Genomic DNA, 20,746 nt, shown 5'->3' on the forward strand with positions numbered 1-20,746 from the left:
CCTTTTATTATCTTAAAAGCTGGAATAGGGATGAACTTGTGCTCTTTAATGAATTAACAAGTTTATCCAGTTCTGTAAATTGACGTTTATAGCGTTCTATTGTTGCATCAATATTTTTATTGGTCTGTTCCACTTGTCTTTCAAGTGTTTTCAGACGCTTGTTGATGCCTTCGGTCGCTGTGGCGATAGTCCCTTCGTGACTATCCAGCGTTTGCTTTAATATATTATAAGTTTGGGTTGCGAAACCGGTTTTTTCACCATCACCCATGAAGAAAGCCTTAACGTTGGCAGGTTTCTCTTTCAGGTTTTTTTCCAGTTTTTCGTTGCTGATTTCCAGAGTGCCGTCTAATTTTTGTTTGATACCCAATTTATTCAGGGTAGCAATATCAGCAACATCCTGTGGTGAGAAGATCTGGTGTCTCAATTGGCTTTGAATACTTTTTAAGGTGCCGTCACCGAGCAGGGCACCATTGTCTTTGGAAGCGGCTTCCCCTTTGGCTACAGGCTTGAATTTGGTCAGTGATTCGAAAGTGGTCTGTACCCCATTATAGGCCTCAACCCACTTTTTAATCGCTTCTTTCGTTGGCTCAATATCACGGGAAACTACCAGTGTTTCTGGTTTTGGTTTTCCAGCTTCATCTTTTTCTGTGAGCTTTTTCAGATTCAGAGTAATGCCTTCTGGTGCATCTTTTATCTCATTGGTCTGACGTTCAATCTCAATACCATTGACTTTTAATTTCGCATCTGCGGCTTCCACTGTTTGCTTCATTGCACCAGAGCCGCCTTTGTCATCAGGTGTGTAATTTAGCAAATCATTCAGCTTGGTATCACCTTGAACCTCGACCGTCATGATGGACTTTGTTCCTGCTTTTTTCGAGGTCAGGATCAGGTAGTTTTTATCATCGGTTGCCTTGATGATGCTGGCATTAACGCTGCCTTCCTGTTTATTGATCGCATCACGGATTTCAACCAGAGACGTTTCATCATCTTTCAGGGAAATGCTCATAATGCTCATCGTCTTTTCTTCACCCGGCTGGGTGATGACAATGGTGCGGGTTTTCCCTTCTCCTAGGGTTTCCCCCTGTAGTTCTTTAACATCAACAACTTCTTTTCGGGTTTGCAAAGACTGCGCTTTAGCAAGCTGATTGATTTCAATAATGTAGTTACCCGGACTAGCCTTGGAATCCGTAGTTGGGGTAAATGTTTTATGGTCTTCGTTGACTTTGGTGGTATTGAGCTTATCGAATTTTTTCAGTTCTTCGGATGCGCTTTTAAGTTTCTCTAAACTGCCTTTTAATGTGCCAAAACCGGTTAATTTGGCTTTATAGCTGGTTTGCTGCTGTGCTAATGGTTCTAAACGTTTTTTTTCTGCTGCCTGAAGTTTATCCAGTATAGAACCTAAATCCATCCCGGATCCGGCTCCTAATGAAGAAATGCTAGCCATGTTGACTCCTTTATTAGTAAAGCATCACTGGGTATGTTATCGGATTAATTTGCGAAAAGTTTACTGACAAAATGATTTTTTTGATGGACGGAATAATTGATGAGAACAGGCGCTGTTTGGGTTATCGGCGAATAAAGTGCAAAAAAAGAAAAAAGTTTTTCAAGAAAAATTAAAGGTTCTTTTTAAGGAGCCGATAAAACTGTTGGCGGTGATGAACACCGTGGGCGAAAAAGCTCAAACTAATTATATCGACTTGATTTTAAAAAGGAACTCTACTATGGCATCAGTTATTAATACCAACTATTCATCTCTGCTGGCTCAGAACAACTTAGGCAAATCCCAAGGTGTTTTAGGTACGGCTATTGAGCGTCTGTCCTCTGGTTTACGTATTAACAGCGCGAAGGATGACGCTGCTGGTCAAGCGATCGCTAACCGTTTTACTGCGAACGTTAAAGGCCTGACTCAGGCTTCCCGTAACGCAAACGACGGTATTTCTATTGCTCAGACTACTGAAGGCGCTCTGAACGAAATCAATAACAACCTGCAACGTATTCGTGAACTAACTGTTCAAGCGCAAAATGGCAGCAACTCTAAGAGCGATACTAAATCTATTCAGGACGAAGTTACCCAGCGTCTGTCTGAAATCGACCGCATCTCTGAACAAACTCAGTTCAACGGCGTGAAAGTTCTGAGTAAAGATACCAAGATGACTGTTCAGGTTGGTGCAAACGACAACGAAACTATCACTATCGATCTGAAAAAAATCGACAGCAAGGTTTTGGAACTGGATACATTTGATGCAACTAAATTTACTAAAGATCTTGAGCGTGGCGTTGAGCTAAAAGGTATTAACACTACGGCTATTGAAGGTGATGACGTTAAAGATGTTAAAGTTTTCCAGAAAATGAAAGACGGTGCTGCTGACGGTGATAATGTTATAATTTCTTATTCTGATAAAAGTGGTAAGAAATTTACTGCTCAAGCAACTGTTGATACTAAAGAGATTAAAACCAAAACTGCTGATGCACCAGCAGATGTAAATAAGAGTCCTCTGGAGGCTCTGGACAGCGCTTTGTCTACAGTTGACAGCCTGCGCAGCTCTTTGGGTGCAGTTCAAAACCGTTTGGAATCCACAGTTAACAACCTGAACAACACGGTTAACAACTTGAGTGCTGCACGTAGCCGTATCGAAGACGCTGACTACGCAACTGAAGTTTCTAACATGAGCCGTGGTCAGATCCTGCAACAGGCGGGTACTTCTGTTTTGGCTCAGGCTAACCAGGTTCCACAATCTGTTCTGTCTCTGCTGCGTTAATTTTTATTTTCCAGTTGAGAGTTTATGCGGGACACCCCGCATAAATAATCTCTATAAAATAAGGATCGGCTTGCCGATCCTTATTTTTTAACCTTTGTCAGGGACAGACTGAAACTTGCGATGCATTTGGGCGGACGACAAAAAAATTTCGCATAGGTGAAAAAGAAGCGCTTTTACTTCATTGTTCAAACGATTGTACCGATTAGGTGATTGGATAATGGTAGCCAGTCTCTTATCCAAAGGTGTCTGTTGTTGTGAGCGATTTGTATACCGCCGAAGGCGTGATGGACAAAAATAGCCTCTGGAAGCGCTATGTACCACTAGTTCGCCATGAAGCATTGCGGCTACAGGTGAGGCTGCCTGCCAGCGTGGAGCTTGATGACCTGCTTCAGGCTGGTGGTATAGGCTTACTGAATGCGGTGGAACGTTTTGATTCCTTGCAGGGAACCGCGTTTACCACCTATGCGGTACAGCGCATCAGAGGTGCAATGTTGGATGAGTTGAGGAGCCGTGATTGGGCTCCGCGTAGTGTGCGGCGTAATGCACGTGAAGTCACGCAAACCATCCGTAAACTTGAGCAAGAGTTAGGCCGTCCAGCTAGTGAGCAGGAAGTTGCTAAAGAATTAAAGATTAATCTGATAGAATATCGGCAAATACTGTTAGACACAAATAACAGTCAACTGTTTTCTTATGACGAATGGCACGAAATTCATGGTGAAAGCTGTGAACCAGTAATTGAGGAAGAGCATGAGACAAATCCTCTCCAACAATTGCTGGAAGGTGATCTTCGTCAGCGGGTTATCGATGTCATTGAATCGCTGCCTGAACGGGAAAAAATGGTTCTGACGCTGTACTATCAGGAAGAACTGAATCTTAAAGAGATTGGCGCGGTACTTAATGTGGGTGAATCCCGCGTGAGTCAGCTCCACAGCCAGGCAATAAAACGGCTGAGGGCGCGTTTGAATCCAGAAAAGTAACTTTTTGCTTATTTGTTTTTTGTTAAGTTAAGACTACACACAGGGCTTTATCTCTTATGTCTGTTACAACACAAAAGAAACGGCCTCTCAGCCGTTATATCAAGGACTATAAACATAGTCAGACTCATTGTTTGCACTGTCATAAAACCCTTGACCGTATTTCTCTCGTTTTTAACGGTCAGGTAATCAACAAGGAAGCTATCTCTGAGATGACTGAATTAGTTGATGACAAAACATGGGATGAGTTACAGGGTAAATTTGTGGCGCTGTGCCGCTTCTGTAGCGAAATTTATTGCAATAGCCAAACTGATTATTTCGACATTATGTCATTTAAACAGTATCTGTTTGAGCAAACAGAGATGAGCCATAGCACTGTGCGCGAATATGTGGTTCGTTTGCGGCGATTGGATGAATTACTAACATCAAGCAATTACCCAGCACAAGAGTTTACGCCGGAAAAAATTCAGGAAAAACTCAGTGAGAAATTGTCTCAGTCTGCTTTCAGTAATTACAATATCGCGCTGCGTAAATATGAGCAATATCTGAGCTGGCAACAGAACGGGCATTGATTAATTACGCAGAGATATAACGTTATCAGACTGCACGATTCTAGAGGGGAATGCGATAATAACGCATTCCCTCTATATTTTAATTATATAGTTATAACCAAATTATCTTATCCAATGGTCATTAAGCTGGCATTTCCCCCTGCGGCGGCGGTATTAACGCTTAATGAGCGTTCATGCAATAGACGTTCCAATAGCAGGTTTGTTTCGCCACGGGCAAAACCCTGTACTGAAACAATCGGCCCTTGGCGTTGAGCGATGATACCGCAGACATGACGTAGCTGGTCACAATCACCGTGATAAATAACGGCTTCCATTTCCGTCTCTTCATTTTGCCAATCGTTGATCAGACGAATCGAGCGGCAAACTTCATTCGGTAACTGACGCAGCAATTGCTGATGCAGTTCGTCCTTCTCCCAGATGGCTTGACAGCCGACAGACAACACTGCAGACAATTGTATCAACGTATCTTGCTCATTATCGGCCAGACACAAAACTTCACCTCGCGGCAAGAGGGTATAAGTGTTGCGTTCCCCTGTAGGCCCCGGCAGTAATCGAATGGTCCCGCCCTGAGCCAACAGGCTGTATTCCTGAATTAATTTGCTCAAGGCTTCGTTATGTTGTGCTGTCGCCCATTCAGCCAATTTGTTGAAAGGGGAGCGCAGGGCGACACGCACGTTGGCATCAAGTTGATATTCCTCATCCTGACGCTCCAGCGTCTGGCTGGCAGCATTGACTGGGCGCTGTGATAACAGACGATACAGATAAAGCGGCCCGCCGGCTTTTGGTCCGGTTCCTGACAGACCTTCGCCACCAAATGGTTGTACACCGACGACAGCACCGACCATATTGCGGTTGACATACAAGTTGCCCACTTTAGCTTTGGCTGTGACTTGTGCGATCGTTTCATCAATGCGCGTATGAACACCCAACGTTAATCCGTAACCGGAAGCGTTGATTTGTTCCAGCAGTTTATCCAGCTCATTGCGGTTAAAACGCACCACATGTAGGACGGGACCGAAAATTTCTTTCTTCAATTCATCGAAACTTTCCAGCTCAATCAGTGTGGGTTTGACAAACGTGCCTTGTGAAGATTCCTGACTGTCGACTCTATTTTCATGTACCGCTTGGTAAACCGTCCTGCCTTTGGTGCGCATGGTCTGGATATGGCGCTCAATACCAGCCTTCGCTTCGGCATCAATCACGGGGCCGATATCCGTTGATAAGTGTTCAGGATTCGCCATCCGACACTCGGCCATTGCCCCTTTCAGCATAGTGAGGGTTCTTTCTGCCACATCTTCCTGCACACACAGAATACGCAGGGCGGAACAGCGCTGGCCGGCACTGTCAAAGGCCGACGCGACCACATCGGTGACAACTTGTTCCGTCAGTGCCGAGGAATCGACAATCATGGCATTCAGGCCGCCCGTCTCTGCGATCAATGGCGTTGGGCGCCCCTGCGCATCAAGACGGCCGGCAATATTGCGCTGCAACAGGCTGGCAACTTCGGTGGAGCCTGTAAACATCACGCCACGCACACGCTCATCACCAACCAACAAAGCACCGACAGTTTCCCCTTGACCAGGCAGCAATTGCAGCACATCACGCGGGATACCTGCCTGATGCAGCATTTTGATTGCAACAGCGGCAATCAATGGCGTTTGTTCCGCTGGTTTTGCCAAGACACTATTACCTGCTGCCAATGCTGCGGCGATTTGCCCCATGAAAATCGCCAGTGGGAAGTTCCACGGACTGATACAAACTACTGGCCCCAATGGGCGATGGGTATCATTGGCGAAATCCTGCCGAACTTGATCCGCGTAATAATAGAGAAAATCCACGGCTTCACGCACTTCAGCGATGGCATTGTTAAAGGTTTTACCGGATTCACGAACCAAAATGCCGAGCAGGGATTGCAGGTTGTTTTCCATCAATTCCGCTGCACGCACTAAAATCGCAGCGCGCTCTGAGGGGGGAGTTGCAAACCAAATAGTGCCTGCGTCGGTGGCAACGTCCAGAGCGTGGCTGACTTCTTGCTCAGTAGCCTCACGGACATAGCCCACGATATCGGAAGGTCGCGCAGGATTATTGACGGGTTTAGCTGTCGGCAATTCGCCGGTATGCGCATAATCACCACCCAGCAGCGGCTCGCTGTTCCATGTTTCCATCGAAGAACTGAGTAATGCGCTGGAGAGTGAAGCCAAGCGGTGCTCATTCGACAGATCCAGTCCCGAGGAATTGACGCGGTTCTTGCCGTATAAATCATGTGGTAATGGAATTTTCGGATGTGGCAGACCAATTTGTCCTTCAGATTGCGCGAGTTCCTGAACTACCGTCACCGGATCAGCAACAAGTCCATCAAGGGGCAGGGAGGTATCTGCAATGCGATTAACGAACGAAGTATTTGCACCATTTTCCAACAGGCGGCGAACCAGATAAGCCAATAGTGTTTCGTGTGTCCCGACTGGCGCATAAATGCGACATGGGCGGTTAAGTTTGCCATCGGCAATTTTACCGACAACCTGCTCATACAGCGGTTCACCCATGCCGTGCAGACACTGGAACTCATATTGTCCCGGATAGTAATTTTGCCCAGCCAGATGGTAAACCGCAGATAGAGTATGCGCGTTGTGGGTAGCAAACTGTGGATAGATCAGATTGGGGACGGAAAGCAGTTTACGGGCGCAGGCGAGGTAAGAAACGTCGGTATACACTTTGCGGGTATACACCGGATAGCCTTCCAGACCATCGATCTGGGCGCGTTTGATTTCACTATCCCAATAAGCCCCTTTCACCAGACGGATCATCAAGCGATGGCGGCTGCGCTGCGCCAGGTCGATAATGCTGTCAATCACAAAAGGACAGCGCTTCTGGTAAGCCTGAATAACAAAACCGATACCGTTCCAGCCTTCCAGTTTTGGTTCAAAACACAATTTTTCCAGCAAATCGAGGGAGATTTCCAGACGATCCGCTTCTTCGGCATCGATATTGATCCCGATGTCATATTGACGCGCCTGTAAAGTCAGAGAAAGCAGGCGCGGATAAAGTTCATCCATGACGCGTTCATATTGGGCGCGGCTATAACGTGGATGCAAGGCTGATAGCTTGATGGAGATGCCCGGCCCTTCATAAATACCGCGGCCGTTTGATGCTTTGCCAATGGCGTGGATCGCCTGTTGATAAGAAACCATGTATGCCTGCGCATCTTCTTCTGTCAGCGCAGCTTCACCCAGCATGTCATAGGAATAGCGGAAGCCTTTCTCTTCCAACTTGCGGGCGTTGGCGAGGGCTTGGGCGATGGTTTCACCTGTGACAAATTGTTCTCCCATCAGGCGCATTGCCATATCAACACCCTTGCGCACCAATGGTTCACCGCTCTTGCTGATAATGCGGTTCAAGGATTTGGATAATTTGGCTTCATTGTGGGTAGATACCAGCTTGCCCGTGAACAGCAGCCCCCAAGTCGCGGCATTGACAAACATGGATGGGCTTTGGCCAAGATGGGAGTGCCAATTACCGTTGCTGATTTTGTCACGGATCAGCGCATCACGGGTGGCTTTGTCGGGAATACGCAGCAGGGCTTCGGCAAGGCACATCAGCGCAACGCCTTCCTGTGAAGAAAGGGAGAATTCTTGCAGTAACCCTTGCACTAAACCGGAGCGGCCAATGCCATGTTTTTGCTGGCGTAGTTTTTCAGCGATGGAATAAGCGAGTTTGTGGGTCGCTTTGGCTTGTTCTTCTGATAATTGAGCGCGTTGCAGTAACATAGGAACTGCCTGCGTTTCAGGCAGTCGATACGCTGAGGTAATTGCAGAACGTTTCACCGATTGGGGCAAAATATGCTCGGCAAAATCCAAAAATGGTTGATAAGACGCCTCAATCTGTGATTCTTCTTCGGAAATCTTTTCTTCTTTGTTATCCTGAGACACTGATATTTCTGGGATCTTTTCCTCATTTTCCAGGCGTTCAAGATAATTAAAAATGGCTTGCTTAATCAGCCAGTGTGGTGTGCGTTCAATTCGTTGTGCAGCAGATTTTATACGATTACGCGTTGCTTCATCGAGCTTCACGCCCATAGTGGTACTACCCATTCTCACTCCTTAATAGGTAAGACTTAACCAAGTTACATAACAATATCTGTCATGTTGCAACTTTGTGCAACCATGTTAAAAGCGGCCGTTCTAAATTTGTGAAACTAATCTTGTTTTGATTATTTGTCTGGTAAATATCATGACTTGTTAGTATTTATTTAATTGATATTTAATGGTTTTTATTGTTGTGATTGTGGAGGTGTAACTGATTCTTTAATGAAAGGTACAACTTCTGAAGTGATAAATGTGACTTAGCGAGCGTTTCTAATAAAAAACATCGTTAATTAGTTGTTAAAAATGTTTGAGCTAATCTAGGATAGAAAGTGATTTTAAAATAATTACAAACATAAATTATACATACCGAAATTAATGCCACTTTAGGTGAAATGATCTTCAGGTACAACCTGGTAGGCAAATGCCTTGTACTGCAAATATATTGCACTGAAAACATATCATGTTGAACAAGGGTGGCTTTAAGTACAGATAACATTATTTACGCAAATAACACGATTTGCAGAAACACTATGGAGAAGAACCTGCATGACAGTAAATTCACCAATGCTAATAACCTTCATTGTCTACATTGCCGCGATGCTGGTGATAGGCTTCATGGCTTATCGTTCCACCAAAAATTTTGATGACTATATATTGGGTGGGCGGCGATTGGGCAGTGTGGTAACAGCATTATCTGCTGGCGCTTCTGATATGAGTGGCTGGTTATTGATGGGGTTGCCGGGCTTAATTTTTCTATCAGGCATTTCAGGAAGTTGGATCGCACTCGGCTGTTTGATGGGCGCTTATTTGAACTGGCGCTGGGTTGCCGGTCGATTGCGCGTGCATACTGAGGCGAATAACAACGCGTTAACCTTGCCGGATTATTTCACCCACCGTTTTGAAGACAGCAGTAAAATCCTGCGTATCATCTCAGCGCTGGTTATCCTGATTTTCTTTACCATTTATTGTGCATCGGGTGTCGTTGCGGGTGGCCTGTTATTTGAGAGCACTTTTGGTATCAGTTATGAAAAAGCAATATGGCTTGGGGCGCTGGCGACTATTGGCTATACCTTCCTCGGTGGTTTTTTGGCAGTAAGCTGGACGGATACCGTTCAGGCAACTCTGATGATTTTTGCCCTGATTTTGGTACCCGTGCTAATTTTGTTCAACGTTGGTGGGTTTGAGAATGCTATCGCGGTCATTGAAGCAAAACATACCTCTTATCTGGATATGTTCAAAGGGTTAAATGCTATCGCCATTATCTCGCTATTGGGATGGGGATTTGGTTATTTCGGCCAGCCTCACATCCTTGCACGCTTTATGGCGGCGGACTCTCACCAAACCATTCACAAAGCCCGTCGTATCAGTATGACGTGGATGTTTCTGTGCCTTGCTGGAACCGTAGCTGTTGGTTTCTTTGGCATTGCCTATTTTGAGCTGTATCCAGAGCAGGCGGCTCCCGTATTACAAAAGAACGAACGTATCTTTATCGAGCTAGGTACGCTGTTGTTCAATCCGTGGATTACCGGAATCTTGCTGTCGGCAGTATTGGCGGCAGTGATGAGTACCTTAAGTTGCCAGTTGTTGGTTTGTTCTAGTGCGCTGACGGAAGATCTCTATAAAGCTTTTGTGCGCACCAAAGCCAGTCAGAATGAGTTGGTATGGGTTGGCCGTTTGATGGTGTTGCTGGTGGCTGCTATTGCGATTGTCATTGCAACCAATCCGAACAATAAAGTGCTGGCTCTGGCAAGTAATGCATGGGCTGGGTTTGGTGCGGCATTTGGCCCTGTAGTACTGATTTCGGTACTTTGGAAACGCATGACTCGCAATGGTGCATTGATCGGTATGCTGGTAGGAGCGATTACGGTATTGGTATGGATGCAGTACAAGTGGTTCGGGTTGTATGAAATTATTCCAGGTTTTATCTTTGCTTCTATTGCCATTATTGGTGTTAGCCTGTTAGGGAAAGCGCCAAGTCAGGCAACTCAACAGCGTTTTGATGAGGCGGAAGCCCATTATAGAACTAAATAAAAAAATAGACTGTGATAAAAAGCCTCTGATTGTTCAGGGGCTTTTTAATTAGCTAAGTGAAATAATATAAATTATCTCACTTGATATTTTTTCAATAAAAATATTCAGCATTCTAATTAATGGCTTTATTTTATTTCTTTGAGAGGAGAATGACGTGACTCGATTTTAACATCGACATAAAAGTTACCGGAATTATCTCCATAATAACTATCGAGAAATAAAAATATCAATTCACCATCTACGGGGACTGTCTTGTGGAGCACGCCATTACCAATTTCGTAGGTTTTGTTTCCAATTTTTGCAACTAAACTCCCTCCTGCCTGAGGAGAATTTCCTACAATTCCCCGAGGTGCAGTCCATCGATTCGGTCGGTTATCAGAGGCATATTGCACCTTGTGGAGAACCGATCAAATAATCGCCATCGAAAAACTCGGTGTGGTAAAACTCAGAATGAATTATTTAAAGGAATACGGACTCGTTTACTTCAAGAATAATGGTGTTGTGCCTGTATCATAGTAATTATGGTGGTTAGCTTATTATGTGAATCCGCCATTATCACATTTTGTTAGAAGAATAATTTTTGATATGAAGCCCTGAGATTGAAATGGTATCCAGAGTTAGCCATTTTTAGGGTTCTGTCGCATTAAGCCCTGTTCGGATAGTATGTCGTTTTTTTGGGTGACTGACGATGCCCCTGATCCGAAAAGTGTTCAAACGTCTGCACTCTCCTGTTGATATTATCGCCCAGTGTGTTCGCTGGTATCTGGCCTATGCCCTGAGCTTGCGTAATCTCGAGGAAATGCTCGTTGAGCGGGAGATAACCGTCGATCATTCCACGCTTTCTCGCTGGGTTCATCGTCGGGTCCCGTTGATTATTAAACGCTATCGGCGTAGTCAGCCTGTTGTTGGGCTCCCGGTGGGCGAATGGATGAAACCTATATCAAAATCAAAGGACAATGGCGTTACCTCTACCGTGCTGTAGACTCAAACGGCAATACGGTTGATTTTCTGTTGACCGCCTATCGGGATAAGGAGGCCGCCTTGTATTTCTTTAAAAAGGCGATGGGTCAGCACGGACAACCTGAGGTGGTGACCTTGGATAAGAGTGGAGCCAACAAAGCCGCGCTAGACGAGTTAAATCAGGGAAAACCGAAGGATAAGCAGATCAATATCCAGCAAAATAAGTACCTCAATAACCTGATTGAACAGGATCATCGCAACGTCAAACGGCGAACACGCCCTATGCTGGGATTCAAAAACTTTAGGCGGACTCAGACTGTATTAGCCGGGATTGAACGGGTCTGCATGTTGCGCAAAGGACAATATCTGCAAGAACCAGAATATCCAATTTCACCGGCGGTCTATTTCTATCGACTAACTGCATAAAAATAAATCAAGACACTTTCGCTCGAGATCTCTCTGTTAATGCGACAGAACCGTTTATGGTTTGTTTATAACTAAAATGTTAATCTACCTCTACTGGTTTTAATATGAGATTAACATTCAAGTGTGTTATTTGACTCCTTGGGCGGTAGCATTGTTACACAATTATGAAGTTTTCATAAAATATGCTATATCAGCTAATTTATGGATTAAAGTCGACGACTTTAATTTACAAGAGCTAAAAATTATTGTTAGCTGTTTTTGTTGAACATACTGCTCCGCGTATTTTTTTCCCCAAAGAAAGATTACCTACTTCCCCTACCAATGTGATTTATACAAATTATTATCTTAAAATTATTCCATAATTTTTTTGACTAAATAATGGTGTAATAATGAATTTAAAAGGAAACTCATATGACATTGTGGAATGCAGAGCTGTTCAAAATAGGACAAAAATTAGATTGCATTTATAATTTCAATCTAAGATTCTGTCAAAAAACAAACAGAACGTATTTTAAATTAAAACATATAAAATTATGGGAGTTAAAATAATTACTCATAAAAATGATAAAATAAAAATCAACCAATATGATTGGTAAGGAAAAATGTAACTGATTATGGGAAATAACGTTCCGATAAAGTAAATGACTATTCTATTTTGATGGGATTTTATTATGAAATTTATTGTTGATAGTGACTTGAAATTAATAAATAAATGTTCGGCACTAATTTTGGCGGGTACTTCAGAAATAGGAGAGGCGGTAATTAATGATCTAATTAAGCAAGGTTATGACATTACATTTACTTGGTGGAAAGGAGATAAAAAAGTAAAAAATATAGAAGAAAAATATGGTGCTCGCGTAAAACCAGTACAGCTTGATTTAATGAATGAAGAACGAGTCATTGAATTCTGTCAACTTATTGAGAGCAAAAAAATTAATGTAACAATTTATTGCGCGGGGATTAACCCAGCTAAACTGTGTGATGATTTAGATCCAGGCACTATAAAAAACATCACTTGGATAAATTTTATTTCTGCTACACTTATTTTTAATGTCATTGCTAAAAACATGAAATCATACAAAGAATCAGAAACAAAATTTATTTATATTAGTTCCGTGGCCGCTCACAAAATAAATATTGGTAATAGTATCTATGGAGCAACAAAAATGGCTATGGAGCGATATATGTCTAATATAGCATTAGAGTTTGCAAGATTTAACATACGAACTTTATGCCTTAGCCCCGGTTACATAAAAACACATATGTTGAAAGAATATTGTGATAAAAAAGGTATCACTTTACGTGACATTAAAAAAAACATCCCCACCCGTCAACTGCTTTTACCACAAGACATTGTTAATACTATAAACTCTTTTATTAATAACCAAATAACTACTACAGGTATCACGTTAACATTAGGAAACGGTGAGAGGTTAATCTAATATGTATATTTCTGTGATAGAAAAAATATTCAAAGACGTTATGTACATTAGTGAAGATACAAAAATAGATGTAAATAAGTCATTGTTCTTAGATTATGATATGACATCTATCGATTTTATTGATTTTTCTTTTGAGTTGAAGAAAAATCTTAATATTGACATTACCCCTGATACCTTATGGCCTATAAACAAAATGGCTACACTGGAAGAAAACTATTCATTTAAAGATAAAAAATGGACACCCGAAGGGATTTCCCGTCTAAACAGACAACTAAAATTTTCCGATAAAACTGTAACTAATGATTCTGAAATAGAGTTTAAAGAATTATACAAATATTTCACTATTTATTATATAAATCAAAAATTAATTCATTCTCTACAAAACTCGGAATAAAATATGAGAAGATCATATATTAAAAATTATGGTGTTTATCAGCAGTATGCTAAAAGTAGTGCAGATTTACTTTCATTAATGATCTATAAATCTAAAACGGCTAGAAGTTTTCCATTAGTAAATATTTACTCTGAATCTAAAATTTCTATCAGTGATCCTACATTGATTAAACGAGAAGATCGGGCTGTATTAAATACTATATCTAAATTATCAATCAATGCATTGGCTGATCTGGGGGAAAAAACCAATCTTAAATTTTTATCAAAAGCAAGACTTTATTCAGCTTGTGATAGTGAAGAACATAATTTGAATACGTTAAAAGAGGTTGTTCATAAGGGGGCTGATGATTTTTGGAAAAATCTATCTTATTTTAATAAGTTAGATAACCCATTGGAAATGCTTCGCTTATTGCCGACTAATCCTCTTTATCATATTTCCAAGATACTCTCTAATCATGAAGAGGGAATTCCTTTGCGTTCCGCATCATTAAGTGGCATGAGTGCTTTAAAAATGGCCCAAGAAGACATTATTCATAATGACGTTAAGCAAGGAGCACTAATTATAAATAGCGCAAATATGTTAAGTTCTGATATCTTAATTGTATTTAGTAAATTTGGTGAAATTCGTGAAAATGCGTCGATGAACTCAGGTATTATTCCTAGCTGGGGTAGTGTTATTCTCCATTTGGATCACGATCCGCATGAAGCACTAGCTGAAATAATTTCCATTATTATTCATTACATCCCGAAAGTAAAATACACACATGAAGATTGGGAAAATATTTTTGTCGAACAAAAAAAGAAACACGGTACTCCCGATATAATAATCAGTTATGATAATGGGATTTTAGAACAAAAAGAAGCTGAATATAATTCAATAGAAAAGATATTTCCAGATGCAAAAATTATGAATTACAAGTTAATTACAGGTTATACCGGTAGGCTAAACAATATCCTTGATATTCTGTGTTGCCTGAATGACCCGGAAATTCCTAATGGCTGTAAATTATTGTTAAATGGCACAGGAATAAATTACGGTTTGGGATGTATTTTTTTAACTAAAAAGTGACGTGAAAATGGATAAAAATCTACCTTACGACCCGTTGTGCATTAGTTTATATAGTGCAATCACGCCACTCGGTAATAAATTGGAAGATATATATTTTAACTTGAAAAATAATATCAGTGGAGTTAAGCCTATTAAAAAATTTGACCATCACTCTCTGAATTCATCTTATGCTGGCATACCCGATGAAGGAAATGAATTACTTCAGTGGCCAAAGAAAAAACATTTCCGTAATGGTGAGCTTTTCTATGCAGAAAAAGCAGCCATTGAACTTTCCTGTCAGATAAGGTTAACAGATTATTATTCAGCCAATGAAATAGGTTGTATAATTGGCACAGATGAACCTGCTATGGATATAGAGCAGTGTATTGAATTTACTAAAAAACTACCATTAAATGCTACTAGAGAAAATCGTATCAAAGCAGCAATTGAACATTTTAAAGTCAGCGAATTATTCGATCTAGACTGCGGTGCCATTCTTAAATCTATTCATAATATTATTCCGTACACTGGCACCAGTTTTGCTCATCTTGGACTTTGTTCAGCCTCAACGCAAAGTATCGGACTGGCTATGCGTGCTATCCAGAGAGGCCAGATAAAGGCGGCTATCACAGGAGGGGTTTCTGCCAAGGTTACTCCATTAAATGTGGCACGCTTAGAAGGGATGGGGGTCATTACAACCGATAATCGTTATACGGGCTCACAACTATCACGTCCTTTTGATCGCAATCGTAGTGGCTTTGTATTAGCAGAAGGTGCAGTTTTATTTGTTATTGAAAAAGAATCAGCCGTTCGAGCACGCCAAGGAATACCACTGGTGCGGTTACTGGGATATGGCAGTTCCTTGTGCGCTGAAAATATAGTGGCCCCACACCATGATGAACTAGAAATGAAGCTTTCGATGGAAAGGGCACTGAAAGATGCGAAGATTGCTAAGAGTCATATCGATTTTGTCAGTGCTCACGGTACATCAACGGTACAAAACGATCTTCATGAATCCCGGGCTATTTCCAGAGTATTTGGTGAACATCAACCGGCAATTATTGCAACTAAATCAAATCATGGCCATCTGATTGCGACAGCTGGTGCTATGGAAATACTTGCGGTTATTGTGGCATTTCAACATAATTTCCTACCCGGTATTTTAAACCTTGATGAACCAGATCCCCAATTGCCGGAACATATCTCGTTAGTTAGACAACATACTTATATGCCTTTGCATTATGCGATAAAAAATTCATTTGGTATGGGTGGGAGTGCAGCCAGCTTAGTACTCGGCAACCCTAACATTATTGAGAATAATTGATATGTTAACTATCGTATCTTTATTACAGAACAATTGGCGCGTTAAAGTTAAAAATCAAAGTTATAATGGTGCCGATTTTACGGCAATGGTGCAAAGTGGTATCACACAGATCCTCACTCACTCTGCTCATTATAAGACTAATCGAGAAGCGCTATTTGTTTTTCTAATCAGAAATAGCTTAGAAGGAATGCTCTATTATTTTCTTGCTTCTGCACTTAAACTAAAAGCGATGATTGTGAATATCCGTGATATCACCACAGTCCAAATGTTGGTAAAAGAAGATAATATTGCTGCTTACGTAATGAATCCAGCATGTCAAGCAAGAATCCCTATAAATAAGAAGATTGTCCTTACTTCTCATTGCGCTGGTTCAAATTATATCAGATCTACATACGATTTTACTCCGTTTCCATATGCCTATTTTTACTTTATGACTTCTGGGACAACCGGTAAGCCCAAGCTGATACAATACAAAGAAATTAGACTTACCGCGAATGCTGAAAAAGTCCGGGGTTATCTACAGATAACTTCTGACAAGAATACCCTGTGTGTTTTCCCTGTACAGTATATGTATGGGCTATCTACTATGTTAAGCACGCTAATTTCAGAAGGAGGATTAATATTCGAACACTATCGACTGAACAGTATTAATGAAATAATCCATTTTTATTCTATCAATACCCTGCCCTTGATTGGTGATTTGATGCTTCCACTAAGTAAAGTACTAACTGAAAGCCGTACACGGTTAGCAACCGTTCTAAATGCATCAGATTGTTTACTCACCTTTCAAGCGACACAAATAATGAATTGTTGTGATGTATTATGGAATAATTTTGGTCAGACTGAATCTGGTCCTCGTTTATTTTGCCATAAATTTGAAACGACCAGCGATATTGAAAAAAGAAGCCGTAATAGCGTGGTTGCTCCAGGTTTTGTTATATCTGACGAAATTCAAATTCAATTGAAAAAAAATACTGATTTTACAACTGGCTTTAGTCAGATGCACTATCAAACACCATATTCTGCCGATGGATATGTCGATAGTAACCTGACTCTCTTACATAATGATGGCTGGTTTAACTCTGGTGATCTCTTCGAAAAAGATAGTGACGATTGTTATTATTGGATTTCACGTACTGTGAACGAGTTTAAAATTAATGGAAAATTTTTCCCTGAAAAAGCAATATCTAATCAAATTATGCAGGAAATGGGTTACGTCCGTCACTATTTTAGCAAAAACTCTGAAGGTTTCATTGAAATAAATATCGAATCAACTGTGGAAAAAGAAACAGTTAGTAATATAAAAAATTTGCTATTACAGTCTTGGCACCGCTACGACTTTATAGTAAATACTATTCCCCTTATTCCTACAACTAATACAGGTAAAATAAAATTCATATCGTCGGGGGTAAAATGATAAGGATTTTTATTAATGTAAAATCAAATCTGTTTCTTTGCTTGTTTTCATATACTGAAAATACTTTATTAAATGAAAAAAAACACCACCCTATAAAGTTACCTCCTTTTATGAGCCAAGCCAGTAATGCTATACGCCAACGAGAATTTGCTAAGCAATATAGTTTAATCTTATTAAAAGAACTTTTTAGTACTGATTATGCTGCTGTTAACCGCTATTACAGTGTTAGTCATGGTAAGCAGCTTACTGCACTGCTCTTAAGTCATATACCAGAAGTTAGCTATATTGGTGTTGATATTGAGTATCTTTGTTACCATAGAAAAGTACGCCATTTTATGATTGATTTTCTACGAAAATATAAGGATTATTTAAACCCAAATACAGATAAAATTTACTTATCAACAGTTGTTTTTTGCTGTATGGAGAGTATCTATAAAGCATTATTTTCTTTTCAGCCATTTACCTTTAATATTGATGATTATGTGCTGGAAAAATTAGATGACCAACTGTGCACGTTTATTTATATTGGGAGTGAAATTAAACTTAAAATTCCAAAAATACACTGTACTTATTACGAAATTGATGGTTCAATAATTGCGGTTACGTTAATGAATGACTCTCTTTCTTCTGTCTTAGATGATAGTAATTCGTTAGTGTAACAATAGTATCTACATAAGTTCCCTAATATTTTCGAAAAATTATTTATTTTAATATATTGAAATATAAAAGTAGTTAAATTAAACATGCATCATGTGGTAAGTCATGTTTATAGGTAAAACCTAATTTCAATCACATAGATAATCATCACAATAATGCATTAGATTAGGTTATTTTATTTTCTATTTATACACTATAAGGACATGAATAATGAAAGATTTATTTGTTGATTTAACTCCTGAACAATACGAAAATTTTGCAATTGTAGGAACTTCAATATGGAACTCCTATCTTAGAAAACGCCTCCTTGAAGAGATGGCAACTATCACCTCAGAAAAAAATAATTTATTGGATGTGGGCATGGGGACAGGCCATATGCTTTTTAGTTTATTAGATGCTCCAGAACTTAGCCATTACGACTTAAACGGAATTGATCTTGATTTACGTATGGTTACTTTCTGCCGGGAGAAAATAAAAAAACACGCGGTACAGTCGAAAATAACCGTGTATGAAGGCAGTGCTAGTGCATTACCATTTAATGAACAGATGTTCTCATTAATTTATGGAAGGTCAATTATTCATCATTGGGCAGAACCCCCAAAAGGTTTACAGGAAATATGTCGTGTATTGGATAAAGGTGGGATTGCCATTATTCATGAACCATTGGCTGATGCAGATGAGAAAGCCATTAAGTTATTTAACGAAGAGCGAGAAAAATGTGGTGTTCCCAACATGAGTATCGATGAGAAATATACGTTAGAACAAATTCAGTCACTACTATCCTCATGCCAGATGAAAAACATTGAATACCATGTGAAAAAAGGAACCGGAATAGGTGCTTTAGGTTGTGAAATTCTTATAAAAAAGAAGGTGTAATATGAAAAATTATGATAATTCACAACTATTCCAGAGTGAACGGGAACGTCTGGCAACAATAACACAATGTTATTTTTCTGATTATCAAGAATTTTGCAGTATAGTGCCTGTAAACAAGCAAATACTTTTACCTGTGAATACACCGATAGAAGCAGCTTCTTTTCCTGCTTTAATAGGCACAACCAGCGGAACCACAGGAACAATGAAGGCTGTACGGACTGCTTTCAAAGTGAGTAAAAATTCAGCTTCCAATAGTGAACATAATCTTATTAGCAAGCTAAAAAAACAACAAGTTTTTACTTGTCAGGACGTAGTAGGCAATCTGTTTACGATTAATTTGTTCTCATCATTACACTATTCTGCCTGTGAAATAGCAAAATACTGTCATGCCAGCGTAATTCCAATTGGAGATATTAGACTCTTAGATAAAAAACATTTTCATTTTCTCGTAAAAATTGGTCTTTCTGTATTATTTGGTGTGCCTGCCTCAATTATTCAATTTATTGAGGCAATGAAGTATTTTGATATTTCATTATCAATAAAAAAGATAGTTTTCACTGGCGAATCTCTTCGAAAAGATCAAGAAAAATATATTCTGGATATATTAGGGAATGGTTTAAAAATTATTGGACTGTATGGGTTGTCTGAGTGTGGTTTTCTGGGAATTTCTATTGAAAATCATGATCAATATATTCTCTTTAAAGAGGACTTCTTTTTTGAATATGATAATCAGTTTGGGTTATTAGTTACTTCATTGGATCACACAGCATCATATCGTTTGATCCGATACCCTACTGATGATAATGCAAAAATCAGTTATAGAAACGAGAGCCTGCTCTTAACTGGTATCAGGCGTAATATAGATGAATTTAATTTCATGGGGAATGTTGTCAATTGTAAAAAAATAACACGCCTTATTGTCAATCAATTACCCGATGCTCAAATACAAATTACATTATCTTCTGATAATAAGAATAAAGAATATCTCATGATAAAAATTTCATCTAAAGAAAATGATAAAGCTGATTTAGATAGCCTAGAAGAAAAAATACGAAATATACCAGAGTTAGCTGAAGTTTATAGTAGAAATCGAGGAAATGTCTGTTTAATTAAAACAGACTATAACGACTTTTCTCTATCTCCCCGAGGAAAGCATTTGTTAATTATAGATAATCGGGGTTAAATCATGTTTGATGATATAATAAATAAGACAAATGAATCAATAAATTATCCAATAGAGAAATATTCGTTATCACCAAAATTTAATGATCTTAGCACAGAAATACGTGATGACCTTCTAGATGTAAAAAATGACCCTGGTCAATATAATAGATTTTGCAAAAATCAGTCACGTCTGCTCTCAGTTTTAGATAATAAAGCACTAGCCCATAGTAAAAATTGGGAAATCATGATTTCTGACTCTATGACTGGGACGTTGCCATTTTCTGGAGATGAAGCTTCAGCTGTAGATAAAATGAAAAATTACTATATTGAGCGCAACCATTCATTATATTTTGATGAGAAAGTTTCCAGGGCTATCTTAAACAAAGAAGGCGTTTTTTCTGCCATTCTTAATTCAGATAAGGATACAGTAAGCATCATTGAAAGGACACCTAGGTACTTTTATAACTTAGAATTCTACCGCCCGAAAGGTTTTGAACGTTATCAGTTAGCGACTAAAGAGCGTTACGATACGAACCTTAATTTGTATAAATTTTCCTCATGGCATGGGGAGAGATAACACAAATTAGGCACGAAAGCTTTCCTTTTCATTAAAGATAAATC

The 20,746-nt window shown here is 40.0% G+C and carries 16 protein-coding genes and 1 pseudogene; 14 read left to right on the forward strand and 3 right to left on the reverse strand.

Annotated elements, in window-relative coordinates; all coding sequences use genetic code 11:
* Positions 1-7: 7 nt before the first annotated feature.
* A complete protein-coding gene (gene fliD / locus PSI22_RS03935; RefSeq protein WP_273578676.1) occupies positions 8-1,444 on the reverse strand; it encodes a flagellar filament capping protein FliD in 1,437 nt (478 codons plus the stop codon).
* A gap of 277 nt (positions 1,445-1,721) precedes the next feature.
* Between fliD and PSI22_RS03940 the strand changes: the two genes are divergently transcribed.
* The 3 genes from PSI22_RS03940 to fliZ all read left to right on the forward strand — a co-directional run bounded on the left by PSI22_RS03940 (position 1,722) and on the right by fliZ (position 4,305).
* The gene (locus tag PSI22_RS03940) at positions 1,722-2,759 is read left to right on the forward strand and encodes a flagellin N-terminal helical domain-containing protein (protein ID WP_273578677.1); all 1,038 of its coding nucleotides are present in this window, start codon (positions 1,722-1,724) and stop codon (positions 2,757-2,759) included.
* A 254-nt stretch (positions 2,760-3,013) separates the two neighbouring features.
* The gene (locus PSI22_RS03945) at positions 3,014-3,736 is read left to right on the forward strand and encodes an RNA polymerase sigma factor FliA (protein WP_038183607.1); all 723 of its coding nucleotides are present in this window, start codon (positions 3,014-3,016) and stop codon (positions 3,734-3,736) included.
* 56 nt (positions 3,737-3,792) lie between these two features.
* On the forward strand, positions 3,793-4,305 hold the full coding sequence (gene fliZ, locus PSI22_RS03950; protein ID WP_038196657.1) for a flagella biosynthesis regulatory protein FliZ: 513 nt from the start codon (positions 3,793-3,795) through the stop codon (positions 4,303-4,305).
* Between the two features lie 107 nt (positions 4,306-4,412).
* On the opposite strand, the gene putA is transcribed toward fliZ, so the two are convergent.
* Positions 4,413-8,393 (reverse strand): trifunctional transcriptional regulator/proline dehydrogenase/L-glutamate gamma-semialdehyde dehydrogenase, encoded by a 3,981-nt coding sequence (gene putA, locus PSI22_RS03955; protein WP_273578678.1) that lies wholly within the window; start codon positions 8,391-8,393, stop codon positions 4,413-4,415.
* Between the two features lie 540 nt (positions 8,394-8,933).
* Between putA and putP the strand changes: the two genes are divergently transcribed.
* On the forward strand, positions 8,934-10,418 hold the full coding sequence (gene putP, locus PSI22_RS03960; RefSeq protein WP_273578679.1) for a sodium/proline symporter PutP: 1,485 nt from the start codon (positions 8,934-8,936) through the stop codon (positions 10,416-10,418).
* 125 nt (positions 10,419-10,543) lie between these two features.
* Here putP and PSI22_RS03965 read toward each other — a convergent pair.
* Positions 10,544-10,783, reverse strand: a pseudogene (locus PSI22_RS03965) (LecA/PA-IL family lectin); the annotation flags it as partial.
* A 323-nt stretch (positions 10,784-11,106) separates the two neighbouring features.
* On the opposite strand from PSI22_RS03965, the gene PSI22_RS03975 reads away from it, so the two are divergent.
* The 10 genes from PSI22_RS03975 to PSI22_RS04020 all read left to right on the forward strand — a co-directional run bounded on the left by PSI22_RS03975 (position 11,107) and on the right by PSI22_RS04020 (position 20,702).
* Positions 11,107-11,804, forward strand: a protein-coding gene (locus PSI22_RS03975) for an IS6 family transposase (RefSeq protein WP_370688999.1) whose coding sequence is annotated in 2 segments (ribosomal slippage) — positions 11,107-11,328 and positions 11,331-11,804 — 696 coding nt in all. Because the reading frame shifts where the segments join, the coding sequence is not laid out codon by codon here.
* 671 nt (positions 11,805-12,475) lie between these two features.
* On the forward strand, positions 12,476-13,246 hold the full coding sequence (locus PSI22_RS03980) for an SDR family oxidoreductase (RefSeq protein ID WP_273578682.1): 771 nt from the start codon (positions 12,476-12,478) through the stop codon (positions 13,244-13,246).
* Between the two features lies 1 nt (position 13,247).
* Positions 13,248-13,640, forward strand: coding sequence for an acyl carrier protein (locus PSI22_RS03985; RefSeq protein WP_273578683.1), 393 nt, complete (start codon positions 13,248-13,250; stop codon positions 13,638-13,640).
* 3 nt (positions 13,641-13,643) lie between these two features.
* The gene (locus PSI22_RS03990; RefSeq protein WP_273578684.1) at positions 13,644-14,708 is read left to right on the forward strand and encodes a hypothetical protein; all 1,065 of its coding nucleotides are present in this window, start codon (positions 13,644-13,646) and stop codon (positions 14,706-14,708) included.
* A 7-nt stretch (positions 14,709-14,715) separates the two neighbouring features.
* Positions 14,716-16,011 (forward strand): beta-ketoacyl-[acyl-carrier-protein] synthase family protein, encoded by a 1,296-nt coding sequence (locus tag PSI22_RS03995; protein WP_273578685.1) that lies wholly within the window; start codon positions 14,716-14,718, stop codon positions 16,009-16,011.
* 1 nt (position 16,012) lies between these two features.
* Positions 16,013-17,428 carry an AMP-binding protein gene (locus PSI22_RS04000; RefSeq protein ID WP_273578686.1) on the forward strand — a complete coding sequence of 472 codons (1,416 nt, stop codon included), beginning with the start codon at positions 16,013-16,015 and terminating at the stop codon, positions 17,426-17,428.
* Positions 17,425-18,087, forward strand: a complete 663-nt coding sequence (locus tag PSI22_RS04005) for a holo-ACP synthase (protein ID WP_273578687.1) — start codon at positions 17,425-17,427, stop codon at positions 18,085-18,087. Before PSI22_RS04000 ends, PSI22_RS04005 begins: the two co-directional genes overlap by 4 nt.
* 208 nt (positions 18,088-18,295) lie before the next feature.
* On the forward strand, positions 18,296-18,961 hold the full coding sequence (locus PSI22_RS04010; protein ID WP_273578688.1) for a class I SAM-dependent methyltransferase: 666 nt from the start codon (positions 18,296-18,298) through the stop codon (positions 18,959-18,961).
* A gap of 1 nt (position 18,962) precedes the next feature.
* Positions 18,963-20,144: an AMP-binding protein gene (locus PSI22_RS04015; RefSeq protein ID WP_273578689.1), complete on the forward strand. Its 1,182-nt coding sequence runs from the start codon at positions 18,963-18,965 to the stop codon at positions 20,142-20,144.
* A 3-nt stretch (positions 20,145-20,147) separates the two neighbouring features.
* The gene (locus PSI22_RS04020; RefSeq protein ID WP_273578690.1) at positions 20,148-20,702 is read left to right on the forward strand and encodes a hypothetical protein; all 555 of its coding nucleotides are present in this window, start codon (positions 20,148-20,150) and stop codon (positions 20,700-20,702) included.
* Positions 20,703-20,746 lie beyond the last annotated feature (44 nt).

It is taken from the genome of Xenorhabdus aichiensis, assembly GCF_028598775.1.
Lineage (GTDB): Bacteria > Pseudomonadota > Gammaproteobacteria > Enterobacterales > Enterobacteriaceae > Xenorhabdus > Xenorhabdus bovienii.

Coding starts and splice junctions, on each gene's coding strand:
- fliD (WP_273578676.1), bottom strand. CDS start 1,444: ATGGCTAGCATTTCTTCATTAGGAGCCGGATCCGGGATGGATTTAGGT.
- PSI22_RS03940 (WP_273578677.1), top strand. CDS start 1,722: ATGGCATCAGTTATTAATACCAACTATTCATCTCTGCTGGCTCAGAAC.
- fliZ (WP_038196657.1), top strand. CDS start 3,793: ATGTCTGTTACAACACAAAAGAAACGGCCTCTCAGCCGTTATATCAAG.
- putA (WP_273578678.1), bottom strand. CDS start 8,393: ATGGGTAGTACCACTATGGGCGTGAAGCTCGATGAAGCAACGCGTAAT.
- putP (WP_273578679.1), top strand. CDS start 8,934: ATGACAGTAAATTCACCAATGCTAATAACCTTCATTGTCTACATTGCC.
- PSI22_RS03980 (WP_273578682.1), top strand. CDS start 12,476: ATGAAATTTATTGTTGATAGTGACTTGAAATTAATAAATAAATGTTCG.
- PSI22_RS03985 (WP_273578683.1), top strand. CDS start 13,248: ATGTATATTTCTGTGATAGAAAAAATATTCAAAGACGTTATGTACATT.
- PSI22_RS03990 (WP_273578684.1), top strand. CDS start 13,644: ATGAGAAGATCATATATTAAAAATTATGGTGTTTATCAGCAGTATGCT.
- PSI22_RS03995 (WP_273578685.1), top strand. CDS start 14,716: ATGGATAAAAATCTACCTTACGACCCGTTGTGCATTAGTTTATATAGT.
- PSI22_RS04000 (WP_273578686.1), top strand. CDS start 16,013: ATGTTAACTATCGTATCTTTATTACAGAACAATTGGCGCGTTAAAGTT.
- PSI22_RS04005 (WP_273578687.1), top strand. CDS start 17,425: ATGATAAGGATTTTTATTAATGTAAAATCAAATCTGTTTCTTTGCTTG.
- PSI22_RS04010 (WP_273578688.1), top strand. CDS start 18,296: ATGAAAGATTTATTTGTTGATTTAACTCCTGAACAATACGAAAATTTT.
- PSI22_RS04015 (WP_273578689.1), top strand. CDS start 18,963: ATGAAAAATTATGATAATTCACAACTATTCCAGAGTGAACGGGAACGT.
- PSI22_RS04020 (WP_273578690.1), top strand. CDS start 20,148: ATGTTTGATGATATAATAAATAAGACAAATGAATCAATAAATTATCCA.